Origin of the sequence: Nannocystis bainbridge, assembly GCF_028368995.1 — a bacterium.
Lineage (GTDB): Bacteria > Myxococcota_A > Polyangia > Nannocystales > Nannocystaceae > Nannocystis > Nannocystis bainbridge.
In genome coordinates, this window is the sequence record NZ_JAQNDL010000004.1 from 512,755 (window position 1) to 529,291 (window position 16,537).

The 16,537-nt window shown below is 72.3% G+C and carries 7 protein-coding genes and 1 riboswitch; of the genes, 4 read left to right on the forward strand and 3 right to left on the reverse strand.

The genetic code is table 11. The annotated features are described in order from the left end of the window. Positions 1-219 precede the first annotated feature (219 nt). The 3 genes from POL25_RS39465 (at position 220) to POL25_RS39475 (ending at position 6,269) form a co-directional block, all read left to right on the forward strand. Positions 220-3,372 carry a DUF2309 domain-containing protein gene (locus POL25_RS39465; protein ID WP_272091573.1) on the forward strand — a complete coding sequence of 1,051 codons (3,153 nt, stop codon included), beginning with the start codon at positions 220-222 and terminating at the stop codon, positions 3,370-3,372. 87 nt (positions 3,373-3,459) lie between these two features. Then, on the forward strand, positions 3,460-4,800 hold the full coding sequence (locus POL25_RS39470; RefSeq protein ID WP_272091574.1) for a proton-conducting transporter transmembrane domain-containing protein: 1,341 nt from the start codon (positions 3,460-3,462) through the stop codon (positions 4,798-4,800). Continuing rightward, positions 4,797-6,269: a proton-conducting transporter transmembrane domain-containing protein gene (locus POL25_RS39475; protein WP_272091575.1), complete on the forward strand. Its 1,473-nt coding sequence runs from the start codon at positions 4,797-4,799 to the stop codon at positions 6,267-6,269. The genes POL25_RS39470 and POL25_RS39475 overlap by 4 nt, the downstream gene beginning before the upstream one ends. A gap of 573 nt (positions 6,270-6,842) precedes the next feature. Here POL25_RS39475 and POL25_RS39480 read toward each other — a convergent pair. The 3 genes from POL25_RS39480 to thiC all read right to left on the reverse strand — a co-directional run bounded on the left by POL25_RS39480 (position 6,843) and on the right by thiC (position 14,415). Beyond that, on the reverse strand, positions 6,843-9,749 hold the full coding sequence (locus tag POL25_RS39480) for a tetratricopeptide repeat protein (protein WP_272091576.1): 2,907 nt from the start codon (positions 9,747-9,749) through the stop codon (positions 6,843-6,845). 503 nt (positions 9,750-10,252) lie between these two features. Continuing rightward, on the reverse strand, positions 10,253-12,676 hold the full coding sequence (locus POL25_RS44745) for a sulfatase-like hydrolase/transferase (RefSeq protein WP_272091577.1): 2,424 nt from the start codon (positions 12,674-12,676) through the stop codon (positions 10,253-10,255). Next, on the reverse strand, positions 12,673-14,415 hold the full coding sequence (thiC, locus tag POL25_RS39490; protein ID WP_308477916.1) for a phosphomethylpyrimidine synthase ThiC: 1,743 nt from the start codon (positions 14,413-14,415) through the stop codon (positions 12,673-12,675). The genes POL25_RS44745 and thiC overlap by 4 nt, the downstream gene beginning before the upstream one ends. Beyond that, positions 14,405-14,497: riboswitch (TPP riboswitch) on the reverse strand. It overlaps the preceding gene by 11 nt. Before the next feature lie 362 nt (positions 14,498-14,859). On the opposite strand from thiC, the gene POL25_RS39495 reads away from it, so the two are divergent. Next, a complete protein-coding gene (locus POL25_RS39495) occupies positions 14,860-16,410 on the forward strand; it encodes a DUF4215 domain-containing protein (protein ID WP_272091578.1) in 1,551 nt (516 codons plus the stop codon). Positions 16,411-16,537 lie beyond the last annotated feature (127 nt).

Below are 16,537 nucleotides of genomic sequence, written 5' to 3' on the forward strand. Positions count from 1 at the left end.
TCGTGTCGGACATGTCCCGAAGGTCACGCACCTGAGGAGTGCGGCGCGCGTGGCGCGCGCCGCTCGAGGGCGAATGTCAAAGCAAGACATCCGTCCGCGGGGCGCTGGTGGAGGCGGGTGCGCGCGGCTTTATGAATGCGGCTTAACGCCGGGTTCACCGCGAGCCGCGAGTACAGCGTTCATGCTGGCCGGGCCGCGCAGCGCGGCGCTCGGTGCTTCATGTCGACCGCCACGGCCCATCCGCTTTCGTTCGACGCGCCGCCGCAGCCCGCGGCGCGCCCCGACGTGCGCGAGCGCCTGCAGGCGGCGCTGGAGCACGCGTCGCACTACTTGCCGGCCCAGGCGCCGCTCGAGGTGTTCGTCCACCACAACACGCTGCACGCGTTCCAGCACCTGCCGTTCCACGCGGCGATCCGCGAGGCCCAGACCAAGCTGCGGGTCCGCGGGTACCTGACCAAAGAGACATATCGTGAGTTGTTGGCGAGCGGACGGATCCGCGAGGACGACCTCGACGCGGTGCTGGCCGACGAGCGGTTCCCGGGCGAGCCGATCGCGCCCGGGTTCCCGAGCCGCGACGTCGCCGCGGCGCTGGTGATCCGCCACGGGGTCGGCGCCGAGACGATCGCCCACCTGCGCTGGAACCTGGTCGAGAAGGACGCGGCCAACCGGTTCGACGGCGACATCCGCCAGGGGCCGCGCGACGCGATCGTCCGCAGCACGCGGGCCTGGCTCGAGCAGGAGGTCGCGGCCGCCGGCGGGCCGGCGGGCGCGCGCGAGGTCGCGGCCAAGGTCGTGAGCCCGACGCCCGGCGAGCGCGCCCTCGATCCGCTGCGCAAGCTCGGCGCGCTGCTCGGCCGCCGCGTCGACCCACGCGACCTGATGGGGGCGTTCGCGTGCAACCCGGAGCTGTTCTCGGTGCGCGCGCTGTGGACCGCCTGCGTCCGCGCGTGCGAGCACCTCGAGGGCCAGCCGTGCCCGCAGGACACGCCGGCGGTGTTTCATCGCGACCTGCTGCTGCGCACCAGCGGCGAGGATCCGAACGACCTGGTCCACGCCCACCTGATCCCGCTGTGCGCGGCGTTCCTCGACCGCGGGCAGTCGTACTGGACGATGCCGGACCGCGAGCGCGGGTTCTTCCGCGCGTGGTCGAAGGTGCTGTCGTCGGGCCTCGGCGTGCGCCCGGCGTGGCTGGCGGGCCTCGGCGAGCGTCTGCGCGACTGGGACGCGCGCAAGCTCGGGGCCGAGGACGTGGTGGTCGAGCTGCTGGCCGAGCTCGGGATCGCCGACGACGAGCTCGCGGCGTTCGTCGAGCACACGCTGCTGCAGCTGCCGGGGTGGGCGGGGATGTTCCACCGGCTGGAGAGCGCGCCGGGGCCGATCGGTCGCACGCGCGCGCAGGTCCACTTGATCGACTACATGGCGGTGCGGCTGACGCTCGACCTGTTCGCGTACTGCGACGTCGGGGCGCGGCTCGGCCTGCGCGGCCAGGCCCGCGCGATCCGGGCGGCCTGCGCCGGGCTGCCGCAGATCTCGGGGCCGAAGCAGCGCGGCCGCCACGACACCTCGTGGCCGCTGTTCCGCCTGTGTCAGCTCGCGGGGGTGTCGGCGGCGACGATCTACGCGGCCAGCCGGGCCGACGTCGAGGCGGTGCTGGCGTTCCTCGACGAGCTCGACGAGCCGACCCGGCTGCGCGTGCTCCACGAGGCGTACGAGCGCCGCTACCGGGTCGAGCTGCTCGACGCGCTGGCGGCCAACCTGGCCGCGCCGCCGCCGGTGACGACGCGGCCGCGGCATCAGGTGGTGTTCTGCATCGACGATCGCTTCGAGTCGTCGCGCCGCCACCTCGAGGAGATCGCGCCCGAGTGCGAGACCCTCGGCGCGGCCGGGTTCTTCGGCCTGGCGATCGCGTACCAGGGCATCGACGATCCGAGCACGTTCCCGCTGTGCCCGGTGGTGGTCGAGCCGCAGCACCGGATCGAGGAGCAGGCGCTGACGCGGCAGTTCAGCATCGCCGAGCTGCGCGCGAGCCGGCGCCGCCAGCTGGGCGAGATCGAGACGGCGTGGGGCCGGATGTCGCGCTCGCTGCTGCTCGGCTCGATCGTCACCGCGGTCGCCGGGTTCTTCGCCGCGATCCCGCTGCTGGCGAGCGTGTTCTCGCCGCGCGCGGCCGGGCGGATGCGCAAGGCGATCGCGCGCTGGTGGCTGCCCGAGCCGATGACCCGGCTGACGGAGCTGCGCGCCGAGCAGGACGGGACGCGCACGGCGCAGGTGATGTCGGGCTTCACGCTCGACGAGATGGCGACCCGGGTGGCGTCGCTGCTCGAGAACATGGGGATCGTGCACCGGTTCGGGAAGCTGATCGTGGTGCTCGGCCACGACTCGTCGAGCGTCAACAACCCGTACTTCCCGGCCTACTCGTGCGGGGCGTGCGGCGGCCGCTCGGGCGGGCCCAACGCGCGGCTGTTCGCGCGCATGGCCAATCAGTCGGGGGTGCGCGAGCGACTGGCAGCGCGCGGGATCGAGGTGCCGGCCGACACGGTGTTCGTCGGCGGGCTCTACGACACCGCCAACGACATGATCCGCCTCTACGACGCCGAGGACCTGCCCGACGCGGCGCTGCTCGAGCTGCGGGTGCTGTCGCCGCAGCTCGAAGAGATGTGCCGCCGCAACGCGCACGAGCGCTGCCGCCGGTTCGCGGCGGCGCCGCGGCGGGCCTCGCCCGAGCGCGACCAGCGGCACGTCGAGGGCCGCGCGTTCGACCTGGCGCAGGCGCGCCCGGAGCTCGGCCACGCGACCAATGCGGCCTGCTTCGTCGGCCGGCGCCCGCTGACCGCGGGCCTGTTCCTCGACCGGCGGGCGTTCCTCGTCTCGTACGATCCGGAGCAAGATCCGAAGGGCGCGATCCTCGAGCGGATCTTGCTGGCCGTCGGCCCCGTCGGCGCCGGCATCAACCTCGAGTATTTCTTCTCGACCGTCGACGCCGAGCGGCTCGGCGCCGGGACCAAGCTGCCGCACAACGTCACCGGCCTGTTCGGGGTCATGAACGGGGCCAGCAGCGACCTGCGGACCGGGCTGCCGCGGCAGATGACGGAGATCCACGAGCCGGTGCGGCTGCACCTGGTGGTCGAGGCGACGCCGGCGACGCTGCTGGCGATCGCGGGCCGCCAGCCGATCGTCGCCGAGCTGGTGACGAACGAGTGGCTGCGGCTGTGCGCGGTCGACCCGGACACGCGCGCGATCCAGGTGTTCGACGCCCGCTTCGGCTTCCGCCCCTACACGCCCGTCAGCGCCGGGCTGCCGCGCGTCGCTCGCTCCGGCGACTGGTACGCCGGGCGCGACGGGTTCTTGCCGCCGGCGCTGATCCGTCCCTGACCTTTCGGACATGTTATTCAAGACATGCTCGAATCCACCCCGCTGCTGCCGATCCGTCCCTGACCTTTCGGACATGGTCTTCGCGTCATGCTCGACCCCAACACGCTCGCACACGTGATCGCGCTGGCCCCGGCCGCGCCGGCGCTCGGCGGCCTCGTCATCGCCGTCCTGCTGGCGGCGCGGCTGGCCGGCGAGCGCGTGGTGGCGGCGGTGGCCCAGACGGCGATCGGCCTGGGCCTGTTGGGCCTGCTGGTGGGCTTGGTCGGCTGGGCGCTCGGGCCCGCGGGTCCGCTCGAGCTCGGGTTCGGCTCGTGGTACTCGGGCGCGGGCTACGACTTCCGCATCGACCTGCTGATCGACGGCCGCTCGGCGGCGGTGTCGGCCCTGGTGTCGCTGCTGCTGCTGGCGACCAGCCGGTTCTCGATCGCGTACCTGCACCGCGAGCCGGGCTTCAACCGGTTCTTCCTGCTGATGCTGCTGTTCGGCGCGGGCATGCAGACGCTGGTGCTGGCGGGCAACCTCGAGCTGCTGTTCGTCGGCTGGGAGATCGTCGGCATGACCTCGGTGCTGCTGGTCGGGTTCTTCCACGACCGCCAGGGGCCGGTGAAGGCGGCGACCCGGGTGCTGGTGACGTACCGGCTGTGTGACATCGGCCTGCTGACCGCGGGGGTGTCGCTGCATCGCTGGCTGCACACGAGCGACTGGATGGCGGCCGAGCAGGCGGCGCTGACGAGCCCGTGGCCTGCGACGTTCGTCGGCCTGTCGCTGGTGTTCGCGGCGATGGGCAAGTCGGCCCAGTTCCCGCTCGGGGGCTGGCTGCCGCGGGCGATGGAGGGGCCGACGGCCTCGTCGGCGGTGTTCTACGGCAGCCTCTCGGTGCACGCGGGGGTGTACCTGCTGCTGCGCGCGGCGCCGCTGCTCGAGCACTCGCTGGCGGCGCAGACGATGATGATCACGGTCGGCGCGATCACGGCGGTGATCTCGGCGATGAGCAGCCAGGCGAGCCCGGACGCGAAGTCGGCGGTGGCCTACGCGACGGCCAGCCAGGTCGGGCTGATGTTCGTCGAGATCGGGTTCGGGCTCTACACGATCGCGACGGTCCACCTCGTGGCCCACGCGATGCTGCGCTACTACCAGTTCCTGCGCACGCCATCGGCCTTGCAGGACGCGCTGGCCCGCCGCGCGGCGCTCGGCCGCACGGAGGCCGACGAGGGCGCGGTCCGCTGGGAGGCGCTCGGGCTGCGCACGCGCCGTTACGTGTACCGCATGGCGATCGAGCGCTTCGACGTCGAGATCGCGCTCGACCGCTATGTGGTGCGCCCGGTGATGGCGCTGTCGCGCCGGCTCGATCGCCTCGAGTCGCAGCTGCTGGCGCTGCACGGCGAGTCGGACCGGCGCGGGCGCGGGTCGAAGGAGGATCGGCGATGAACGCGTGGGTGCAGTACTCGCTGATCGTGCTGTGGCTGATGCCGCTGCTGGCCGCGGCGGCGCTGCGCTGGGGGGTGCGCGGGGCGAGCAAGCAGCGCGCGCTGGCGCTGGGGTTCGCGCTGCCGATCTTCGTGATCGCGTGCGCGCTGTTCGTCCACGAGGGCACGCGCCACGCGTACGCGGAGGATCACCTCGAGCAGGGTCTGGGCTGGTGGCACAGTCACTTCGCGATCGACGGGCTGAACGCGGTGCTGCTGCCGCTGACGGCCGGGCTGACGCTGGTGGCGCTGCTGATGACGCCGCGCGCCGACATGCGCGCGGGGCTGGCGGCCAAGATCATGGTGGTCGAGGGGGCGCTGATGGGCAGCTTCCTCGCGCTCGACGCGGGGGTGCTGTCAGGCTTCGTGGTGCTGTCGCTGCTGCCGCTGTGGTTCGACGCCAGGCACCGCGGGTCGCGGCCGCTGCAGGTGATCCTGAAGTCGCTGGTGGTGGCGACGGGGCTGGCGCTGACGGTGGCGATGGTCGGGCTGGCGCTCGAGGCGTCGGCGGCGGGGGTGCAAAACCCGCTGGACCTGGTGGCGCTGGCCAAGAGCACGTACACGCCGTCGCCGTGGATCGGGACGCTGGTCCTGGCGGTGGCGCTGCTGCGCATGGGGATCGTGCCGCTGCACCTGTGGTTCCCGGCGACGGCGCAGCACAGCACGCCGCACCTGGCCCTCGTGACATGTTTGACGCCGCTCGGGTCGTTCATGCTGGCCCGCCTGGCGCTGGCGATCTTCCCGCGGGTGTTCGGACCGGCGGCGCCGCTGCTGATGGCGCTGGGGGTGGTCACTGCGCTGTACGGGGCGTTCCTGGCGCTGGGACAGTTCGACCTGCGCCGGATCGTGGCGTGGTTCTGGGTCAGCCAGTCCGGGCTGGTGCTGGCAGGCTTCGCAGGGCTCGACGACGCGAGCGTGTCCGGGGCGCTGCTGCAGGCGATGTCGACGGTGGTGGAGTGCGGGGGGCTGATGCTGCTGACGCTGGCGGTGGAGGTGCGGGCGAACACGACGGACCTGCGCAAGCTCGGGGGGCTGGCCCACAATGCGCCGCGGATGGCGACGGCGTACCTGATCCTGGCAGCCGCGGCGGTGGGGTTCCCGGGGACGATCTCGTTCGTGGCGGAGGACCTGGTCGGGCAAGGGCTGCTGCGCGAGCACCCGTTCGTGGTGGGGCTGCTGTTCATCGTGACGGCGGTGAACGGGATCACGCTGTGGCGGGCGTTCAAGCGCACGTTCCTGGGGCCGCCGTCGCCGCACGCGGACGATCTGCGCGGGTTCGAGGATCTGCGGCAGTGGGAGACGTATGCGATCGCGGGGATGATCGGGACGCTGCTGCTCGGGGGGTTCCTGCCGGAGCCGCTGCTGGCGGTGCGGCGCGGGGTAGTCGATGCGATTGGGCGTATCGAGGCGCCGGTGGTCGACGGGCATTGAGCGGGCTCGCGTTTGCGGGGGGCGGGGGGTTCGCGTATTGCCGGATGTGACTCGCAAGGGGTCCGGGGATGACTCGGCTGCGAGTTCAGCGTCCCGATGACACCTCCTGCGTCGGGGTCATCCTGGCCTCGTATTCGCATCCGAGCCATCCCCGGACCCCGTGCACGACACAGCCGTGAGAAGCCGACCCTCCGTCGTGGGCTTCGATGTCGGCTGGTCTTCGGGACAGGTCGCTTGCGGCCTGTTCGACGGCCGTTCGGCCGCCGAACAGACCGCTTTCTGGGGTCCTTTCGGAGGGCCCCCGAGGGCCGGGGGGGCGCGTATTGCCGGATGAGCGGTTCGAGGGGTCCGGGGATGACTCGGCGGCGAGTTCAGCTTCCCGAGGACCCTCTTGCGTTCGGCTCGGTTCGGCTCGGGAGCGGCCTGGTGAGGCGATGAGAGAGGGCTTGATGGAGGATGGCCTTCAAGACATGTCGATGAGGACATGTCTCGGGGCGTGATGCGCTGAGGACGATGTGGCCTTCGGGGCATGTTCATGAGGACATGTCTCGGAAGACTTGTTGTGACGGCGAGTCAGGCGTCGGGGCGTTTGGCGGCGAGATCGGCGATGAAGGCTTCGATCTCGGCTTCGCAGGCGATCTGCGGCGAGCGGGATGGGTCGAAGGGGGGCAGTTCGGGCGGGGGCAGGCCGAGGGCGGCGAGTAGGCGAGTGCACAGGCGCAGCTCGTCGAACCAGGCGAACGGGGGGCCGTCGGCCCAGGCTTCGCGGTAGGCTTCGAGGGCCAGCGGGCGGGCGAGGTCGGGTTCGCCGAGGGCGAGGTGGGCTTCGGCGAGGGGGCGGTCGGCGGCGTCGTGGGCGTCGGCGAGGAACCGGCGGGCTTCGGCGGGGCGGCCGAGGTGGGCGAGGCAGGTGGCGAGGCGGGCGCGGTAGCCGGCGTGGGTGGCGCCCATGCGGCGCGCGAGCCGGAGGGCCTCGTTCAGGTGGGGCTCGGCGTCGGCGTAGGCGCCGGCAGCCATGGCGATGCGGGCGAGGAGCGCGTGCAGCTGGGCGGTGTCGAAGACGCGAGGGGTCCGTTCGAGCTCGCGCCAGGCGGCCGCGAGCCACGGCGCCGGATCGTCGCCGCGGTAGATCGCGAGCTCGATGCGGTTGCGGGTGAGGGTGAGGCGGTCGTTGGTGTCGAGCTCGCCGTCGTCGATCGCGGCGAGGTCGGCCTCGGCGTCGTGCCATCGTCCGAGCTCGATGGCGAGGCGGGCGCGGTGGCGCAGCGGGAGGGCCTGCTTGCCGCCGGCAGCGACGGCGAGGCGGTGGGCGAGGTCGAAGGTCCGCAGGGCCGCGTGGGTGTGGTCCTCGGCCTCGATCGAGAGGGCCCAGTTGACGAGGCTGACGACCACGGCGTCGGGGTTGCGGCGTCGGAGGTTGATGCGGATGCTGAGCTCGCGCAGGGCCTCGGCGTCGCGGTCGCGCCCGACGAGCGCGAGCGCGTTGGAGAGGAGGGTGATCGCCACGCTCTGGCCCCAGGGGTCGGACAGCGCGGGCGGCTCGCGCAGGCCGCGGGTGAAGAGGGGGGTCAGCAGCTCGACGATGGTGGCGAAGGCCGAGAGGCGCTCGTCGAGCGGAGCGCTCAGACGGTCGTAGTACAGCTCGAAGGCGGCGTAGAAGTCGCCGGCGCCGATGAGCGCGCTGTAGATCTCGATGGTGCGCTGGAGGTCGGCGAGGCTGCGGACGCTGGCCTTGGGCTCGGGTGGGAGCTGCTCGAAGTGATCGCGGATCGCCTCGAAGGCGGCGGTGCGATCGGGGCCGGCGAGGCGCTCGAAGGCGTGGGCGCGGATGACCGGGTGGAGGTCGTGGCGGTTGCTGCCGCGGTCCCAGTGCAGGAAGCCGCGGGCCTCGAGCAGGCACAGGTCGGCGTGGACGCCGGCGTAGTGGGCGAGGACGCCGGGCAGGCGAGCGTAGGTGCCGGCGAGCGCGTGATAGACGTCCCAGGCGTCTCGGCGGGCGCGGAGCTCGTCGTGGCGGTCCTGCAGATAGGTGAGGGTGCCCGGCGAGGTCTCGTCGGCGAGGGCGCGCTCGAGCTGGCGCAGCGGCGCGAGGGGCTGCGGAGGCGGGCGTCGCAGGCCGAGCGGGGGCGGATCGGCGAGGGCGAGCACGGTGTCGATGCCGACCGGCGCGCGCAGGGCGGCGATCCGCGACAGCAGCCGGGCGGCGCGGGCCGGCAAGAGCTCGAAGGCGGTGTCGAGGATGTGCGCGCGCAAGACGGCGGGCGCCTCGTGGGCGCGGCCGCTGATGGTCGTGGGCCGGGCGTAGTCGTGCATGCAGCCGGCGAGCAGGCGCCACAGCAGGCTGGAGTGGCCGAGCTTCGCCATCGTCTGCGTGGTCGAGTCGACCCACCACGCTTCGGGGTCGAGCCCGTGCGCGCGCAACAGGCCGGGGATGTCGGCGGGATCGAGGCCCTGGGCCGCGGAGAGCTCGACGCCGGGGACCAGCGCTTCACCGTCGCGCAGGTCGCTCGGGAAGATCCGCGAGGTCGCCAGCAGCCGCGACGGGCTGGCCTGGACCAGCGCGCGCAGGAACCTGCCATCGCGCGGGTCGGTGCAGGCGTGAAGGTCGAGGGCGGCGTCGGCGACATCGTCCGGCAGGCGCGCGGCGTCGAGGCGGTGGTAGGCGACGAGGGCTCGCTCGAGGCCGTCGAGCACGAGCAGGAACGGGCGCGCCTGCAGGGCGGCGAGGATCCGCTGCTCGAGGGCGGGTCGGTCGGCGCGCAGGGCGTCGAGCGGCGCCATGCCGGTGGCGTAGATCGCAAGGTGGCGGATCAGGGCGTCGAAGTCGGCGCCGCCCTCGTAGAAGCTCCACCACAGGCAACCAGCCCAGGGCGCGTCGACGAGCCGCCGCTGCAGCCAGGCCCAGGCGAGGGCGCTCTTGCCGACGCCGCCGAGAGCGACGAGGACCCGCGCCGGCTGGCCATGCGCGAGCCAGAGGTCGAGCTCCGCGAGGTCGGCGGTGCGGCCGGTGAAGACGCGCGATTGAAAGTAGGGGTGGACGAGGTAGGGGGCCGGTAGCGGCGGCGGAGCGGGGAGATGGGCGTCGAGGGCGGTGGTGGTGGCGTCGCCTTTGGCGGCGTCGTCCTCGTCCTCGTCCTCGTCATCGTCCTCGACGTCGTCATTGCCATCGTCATCATCATCCTCATCGCCGGCATCCTCATCGACGTCGCCGACGTCATCGACGTCGGCATCCTCGCTGCTCTCTGCAGGCAAACCGAGCAGGCGCAGTTCGGCGTAGGCGGCGGGGCCGATGTTCGCGCCCTCCGGGAGGCGCAGGTCGGCGGGGCCGGGGTCATTGCCGATGCGGACGACCAGCGCGGTCTCGGCATCCTCGGTCTCTTCGGATATGTCGCATGGGACATGTCCTGCGCGCCATGCGGCGTCGAAGACGGCGGTATGGGCGGGTTCGGGGGCGAAGACGACGACGCGTCGGGGCGGCATCGCCACGCATGATCGTCGATGCCGTGGTGGGTGGGAAGCAGGTCGCCCCGGAGGTCGTCCTTCGGTCCGCTGGGCGGCACGGACTGCTTCCTGATCGGGCGTCCGGGGTCGCCGGCGGGGACGCTGGAAGACGTCGAGGCGTTCCTCGCCGGCTGCTGCGTCCCTTGTCGGCTACCGGCGGACGACACGGCCGATGGCCCCGGGGCGTTCCCGCGCTGGCTGAGTGAACGGCGAGGTGCCCTGTGCCCCGGGTGGCCTGGGCGCGCTGCTGTCGCGCCTGACGTCGCAGCCGATCGCGGCGCTGTGGGACGAGCTCGAGCTGTTAGCGAGGCGCAGCTCGGCGTGGCGCGCGGTCGTACCCGCTGCAGCTCATGCGCTGCGGCTACGTGACCGCGGGCACGGCGAAGCGGTCTGGATGACCGCAGGCACATGTTTTAATGGACATGTTCCAGAGGACATGTCCTCGGCGGCATGTCGCGCGGGACATGCCGCTCAGGACAGGCTCATGGCTCGCCGGGGGCGACGGCGTTGCGCTCGCGCAGGCGGCGGCCGCGGCTGGTGCGGTCGAGATCGACGTGCGGGGCGGCGTGGTAGTACTGCATCAGCTCGCCGACGCGGCGCGGGGCCGACTCGGCGAGGTTGTTGCGCTCGCCGAAGTCGCCGCTGAGGTCGTAGAGCTCGGTGAGGTTGTCGCCGGGGCGGACCAGCAGCTTGTAGGGCCAGGCGATGACGCCGTACTGGTCGCTCTCGTTGAGGATCAGCGGGCGGCCGCGCGGACGCAGCTCGTCGGGGGCGCCGGGCACGAGGTGGGGCAGGAGGCTGCGGCCGTCGGCGCCGGCGAGCGGCTCGGCGCCGACGAGGTCGAGCACGGTGGGGGTGACGTCGAGGACGGTGACAGGGTCGGTGGCGAGGCCGCCGGGCTGGCCGGGGATCCGGACCACGAGCGGGACGTGGATCAGCGGGTTGTAGAGGACGCGGCCGTGGTTGTCAGGCAGGCGCGGATCCTCGCCGAGGCCCTCGCCGTGATCGCTGACGAGGACGACGATGGTCTTGTCCCACAGCTGACGCGCGACGAGGTCGTCGACGAGGGCGCCGACCTGCTCGTCGACGAGGCGCAGCATGGCGCGGTACTTCTCGCGCCGGCCGAGCCGCGGGTTGGGGTTGGCGAGCACGCGTCGCAGGCTGCGGTCGCCGCCGTCGACCTCGTCGTGCTCGTGGACGTCGAAGTAGTGCAGCCACAGGAAGAACGGCGAGGCGGCGCCCTGCTGGGCGGCTGCCGTGCGCCCGTCGAGGAAGGCGAGGCCGAGGCCGGTGGTCCTCGCGGAGGTGCTGTACGAGCCGACGTCGCGCTGGCCGGCGTCGTTGACGAGGCGGTCGTGGCTGTGCAGTCCGCGGGTCAGGAGGGTCTTGCCGGCGTAGCGCAGGACCTCGCTGGGGATGACGCCGTGGGCGACGCGGCCGGCGTCGTGGAGGGCTTCGGCGAGGGTCCGGTCGACGTGGGTGAAGGGATCGATGCGGCCGGTGAGGATGCCGGAGAGCGACAGGTCGGTGCCGGCGGAGGGGGCGAAGGCGCGGGTGAAGACGGTGGCGTCGGTGAACAGCTGGAACAGGCGCGGGTACTCGGCGCGGTTCTCCGGGCTGTCGGCGAGGACATCGGCGCGCAGGGCGTCGATGCTCAGCAGGATGACGTTCATCGGCGCCGTCCGGCGCAGGAACTCGCGCACCTCGGGCTCGTCGCGCCACTGGCCCTGGCGGCGCGCGGCGACCTCGTCGGCCACGGCGAGCGCGGCGGCGAGGTCCTCGCGGGCGACGTAGCCGTCGCAGTCCTCGTCGACGTCGTTGCCGATGATCTCGCGCGCCTCGGGGTGGACCCGCGGGTCGCGGTCGTCACAGTCGGCGCCGCCGAGCGCGGGCGAGTGACCGTCGCCGTCGCCGTCGACGAGGCCGCGGACGACCCGCGCGAGCAGGCGGGTGTGCATGCCCTGGGTGGCGACGACGAAGCGCGTGTCGGGGTCGCGCAGGCCGAGCTGGACGCAGGCGACGAGGTTGGCGATCACGGCCATGACGGCGCTGATGAGGCCCGCGAGGGCGAGGGCGCGGCCCTGGGCGACCGGAGCGCGACGCTCGACCTGGTCGTAGCGCCAGGGGCGGGTGAAGCCGAGCCACAGCGACAGGCCGGCGGCCGCGCAGGCGCCGACGATCAGCAAGGTGTGGAGGTCGGGGTACTCGGTGCGCATGTACCTGCGGTTGACGAACTCGCAGGCGACGGCGCCGAGGCCGAGCACGAAGGCGATCAGGCGCCGGCGGCGGATGAACAGCGGCAGCGCGGCGCCCTTCGGCGGGGCGCGGCCGACGGTGTCGGGGCGCGGGTACTGCAACCATCTGCCACCTGGCCAAAAGGCCAGGAGCAGGCCGAGCCAGCCGAGCAGCGGGACCCACACGAAGGCCGTGCTGGCGCCGGGCAGGGTGCTGGCGAAGGCGCCGTCGAACAGGTGGCGGGCGACCGGGATCAGCACCGGCAGGCAGCAGGAGGCCCGCAGCGCGGCGGTCAGCAGCGGGCGCGAGCGCAGGCGGGCGACCAGCCACTCGGCGAGCGCGAGCACGCAGCCGATCGCGGCCCCGAGCGCGAGGATCAGGGACCAGGCGGCCCACACCGCGCCGAGGTCGGCGGCCGGGCCGAGCGCGCGGTGCTCGATCGGGGCGATGGCGACGGCGCCGAGCAGGCCGACGGCGAGCCCGGCGATCACGCCGCGCGAGGGCTGGACCCGCGGGCGCCGGGCCCGGAGGCCGCTGCGCACCTCGGGCAGGTCGCGCACGGTGGCGCGCAGGGCCTCGTCGCCGGCCGGAGGCGGCGCGGCGGCGGCAGGCGGCGGCGAGGTCTCGTCGTCGCCGTCGGGCAGGGGCGTGATGCGATCGTCGTCGCTCACTCCGCGCCCTGGGTCCCGGCCTGGCCAGGCAGCAGGTCTTCGCGCATGCGGACGTACAGCTCGCCGCCGCCGGCGCGGAACTCCTCGGCCTTCTCCTGCATGCCGCGGGCGATCGCGGCCGGGTCGTCACCTGTCCCCTGGGACAGGTCCGCGCCCTCGGTCAGGTCGCGCAGGTCCTGGGTCAGCTTCATCGAGCAGAAGTGCGGGCCGCACATCGAGCAGAAGTGGGCGTCCTTGGCCGGCTCGGCCGGCAAGGTCTCGTCGTGGAAGCTCTGCGCGGTCTCGGGGTCGAGCGAGAGGTTGAACTGGTCGCGCCAGCGGAACTCGAAGCGGGCCTTGCTGAGCGCGTCGTCGCGGGCCTGGGCGCCGGGGTGGCCCTTGGCGAGGTCGGCGGCGTGGGCGGCGATCTTGTAGGCGATGACGCCGGCCTTGACGTCCTCGCGGTCGGGCAGGCCGAGGTGCTCCTTGGGCGTGACGTAGCAGAGCATCGCCGTGCCGAACCACCCGATCATCGCCGCGCCGATCGCCGAGGTGATGTGGTCGTAGCCGGGGGCGATGTCGGTGGTCAGCGGGCCGAGCGTGTAGAACGGCGCCTCGTGGCACAGGCGCAGCTGCTCGTCCATGTTCTCTTTGATCTTGTGCATCGGCACGTGGCCGGGGCCCTCGATCATGACCTGGACGTCGTGGCGCCACGCGATCTCGGTCAGCTCGCCGAGGGTCCTCAGCTCGCCGAACTGGGCCGCGTCGTTGGCGTCGGCGATGCACCCGGGGCGCAGGCCGTCACCGAGCGAGAAGCTGATGTCGTACTTCTTCATCAGCGCGCAGATGCGCTCGAACTCGGTGTAGAGGAAGTTCTCTTTGTGGTGGTGCAGGCACCACTTGGCGAGGATCGAGCCGCCGCGCGAGACGATGCCGGTGACGCGACGGGCGGTCAGCGGGACGTAGCGCAGCAGCACGCCGGCGTGGATCGTGAAGTAGTCGACGCCCTGCTCGGCCTGCTCCTCGAGGGTCTCCATGAACACGTCGATGTTCAGGTCCTCGACCTTGCCCTTGACCTTCTCGAGCGCCTGGTAGATCGGGACGGTGCCGATCGGGACCGGCGCGTTGCGCAGGATCCACTCGCGCGTCTCTTTGATCTGCTTGCCGGTCGAGAGGTCCATGACCGTGTCGGCGCCCCAGCGCGTCGACCACTGCAGCTTCTCGACCTCGTCCTCGATCTTGCTCGACACGGCGCTGTTGCCGATGTTGGCGTTGATCTTGACCAGGAAATTGCGGCCGATGATCATCGGCTCGAGCTCGGGGTGCTTGATGTTGGCGGGCAGCACGGCCCGCCCGCGCGCGATCTCGCTGCGCACGAACTCGGGATCGACCTGCTCGCGGATGGCGACGAACCGCATCTCCTCGGTGACCACGCCCTGGCGGGCGAGGTGCATCTGGGTGTTGTTGCCGTCGCTCTTGGCCAGGCGCGCGTCGATCCAGTCCTGGCGCCGCGGCGGCAGCCCGGCCCGCGGATCGTGACCCTGCGGCCCGGTGGTGTCGTAGACGACGACGTCGGGGTTGTCGCCGGTCTGCTGGATGGTCCGGAACGGGACCTTGAGGTCGCCGACCTCGATCTTGCTCGAGCTCGGGAAGCTGGTGTGGAGAGGGGGGACGGGACGCAGCGGGTGTACGTCGGGGCCCGCGATGGGCAATCCTGCGCGCCGCGCAGAGCTGTCGGGAGTGTCGTCGTGACGGTCCATTCGCACTTTCCTCCGCCGGAATTAGCCGGATCAGGTTCGAGGGGTATGTTCTCAGGCCGTCTGGCCACCCCCAGGCGAGAGGGGGACGATACGGCAGTTGCCCGCGAGCGGCACGTGATCTGCGCGAGAAAAAGCCTGTGCGCTAGTGTTTCTGCGCAACGAACGGCAAGGCCGAGGTCCCTGGACCCCGACTTCGGCGCGATTCGCCCCTGAGGGCACAAAATCGCGCAGAACGCCGTTTATTGTGCGTTTCGTCCGCTCATGGTCCGCCCGCGAGGGGTTGGATCGCCGCCTCGGGGATCGGAGCATTTCCCGTTGCAATTCGGCACTTCGCCGGCGCGTGCCCCAGCCGCGCCCGGCCCTGAGCGACGCGACGCGAACGCCTCGCCCGGCACTACGCCGGTCGAGGCTCGCGCCACCGGACTCGTACCCCGCAGGACCCCCATGCAGCCCCATCATCACGCTCTCATCTCCCTCTGCGCGACCGTCGTGGCCCTCGCCCTGTCCGGGTGCGGCACCGCCGACTCGCCCGGTGTGGGCTCCGACAGCGACGGTTCGTCGACCGGCGCGGCCACCGATGGGCCGACCGGCACCAGCGGCGTGACCGAGGGCGGGCCGGCGTCGTGCGGCGACGGCGTGCAGGACGCCGGCGAGGAGTGCGACGACGGCGCGGCCAACGGGGCCGATCGCCCGTGCACGCCGAACTGCACCAAGGTGGCCTGCGGCGACGGCTTCCAGGGCCCGGGCGAGGGCTGCGACGACGGCAACGCCAACGACGACGACGCGTGCACGAGCGCCTGCCAGGCGCCGGGCTGCGGCGACGGGGTGGTCAGCGTCGGCGAGGCCTGCGACGACAACAACACCGACAACAGCGACGGCTGCCTCAACAGCTGTCAGCTGGCCAGCTGCGGCGACGGCTACGTGTACAGCGGGATCGAGCCGTGCGACGACGGCAACGACGACAACAGCGACGCCTGCCTCGACACCTGCGAGGTCGCCAAGTGCGGCGACGGGATCCTCCAGGAGGTCGTCGAGGTGTGCGACGACGGCGACAAGGACAACGGCGACGCCTGCCTGAACAACTGCCAGGCGGCCCGCTGCGGCGACGGCTTCGTGCAGGAGGGCGCGGAGGCGTGCGACGACGGCAACGAGATCGACAACGACGGCTGCAAGAACGACTGCAGCTCGCCGGCCAGCTGCATCGACGGCGAGCAGAACGGCGGCGAGAGCGATGTCGACTGCGGCGGGCTGCACTGCTTCGGCTGCCTCGACGCGCAGGCGTGCGACAAGGACGCCGACTGCATGTCGAGCTACTGCCACGAGGGCCAGTGTCTGTCGCCCCGCCACTGCCGCGACATCCGTGACCTCGAGCTCGAGACGGACGACGGGGTCTACGACATCGACCCCGACGGCCAGGACGGGCCGCTGCCGCCGGCGCAGGTGTTCTGCGAGATGACGTTCAACGGCGGCGGCTGGCAGGCCGTGTACAACATGATGGACAAGCCGATCGGCGAGGCGGCGGCGCAGGCGATGCTCGACAGCCTGATGGCGAACGGGCCGGCCGCCCCGGTGCTGCCGGGCTCGGACAGCCCGGCGGTGCTGACGGACGGGCTGGTCCTGGCCGACTTCACCGAGGTGGTGTTCGGCTGGGCGCCGACCAGCGGCAGCGACGTGGCCCGCTACGGCCGGCTCGAGGCCCCGGGCGGGCTCGCGGGGGTGTGCTACCTCGACGGCTACTGCGGCCCGGGGATCGAGGTCGGCGAGTTCGACATCGTCCCGAACGGCAGCACCCGCACGCTCCGCACCGGCGACGCCGACGACTTCCCGCACGTGGGCCTCGGCTACGACGCGCAGATCATGCTGTGGGGCTACGACCGCCAGGCGTCGATCTTCAGCAACTGGGCCAACTGGAACGACGGCGGGATGTGCTGCAAGGCCGGCAACGTCGAGGCGATCGAGGTGCCCGGCTGGCGCTACACGATCTACGTGCGCTGAGCGGCACGGCTGTACCTCGGGACATGTCCCTGGCGGCATGTCCCGAGCGACATGGGCTCGAGGGCATGTCGCTTGGAGCATGTCCTCGAGGACAGGACACGGCCCGAGCGCCGCGGACCAGGCGCGG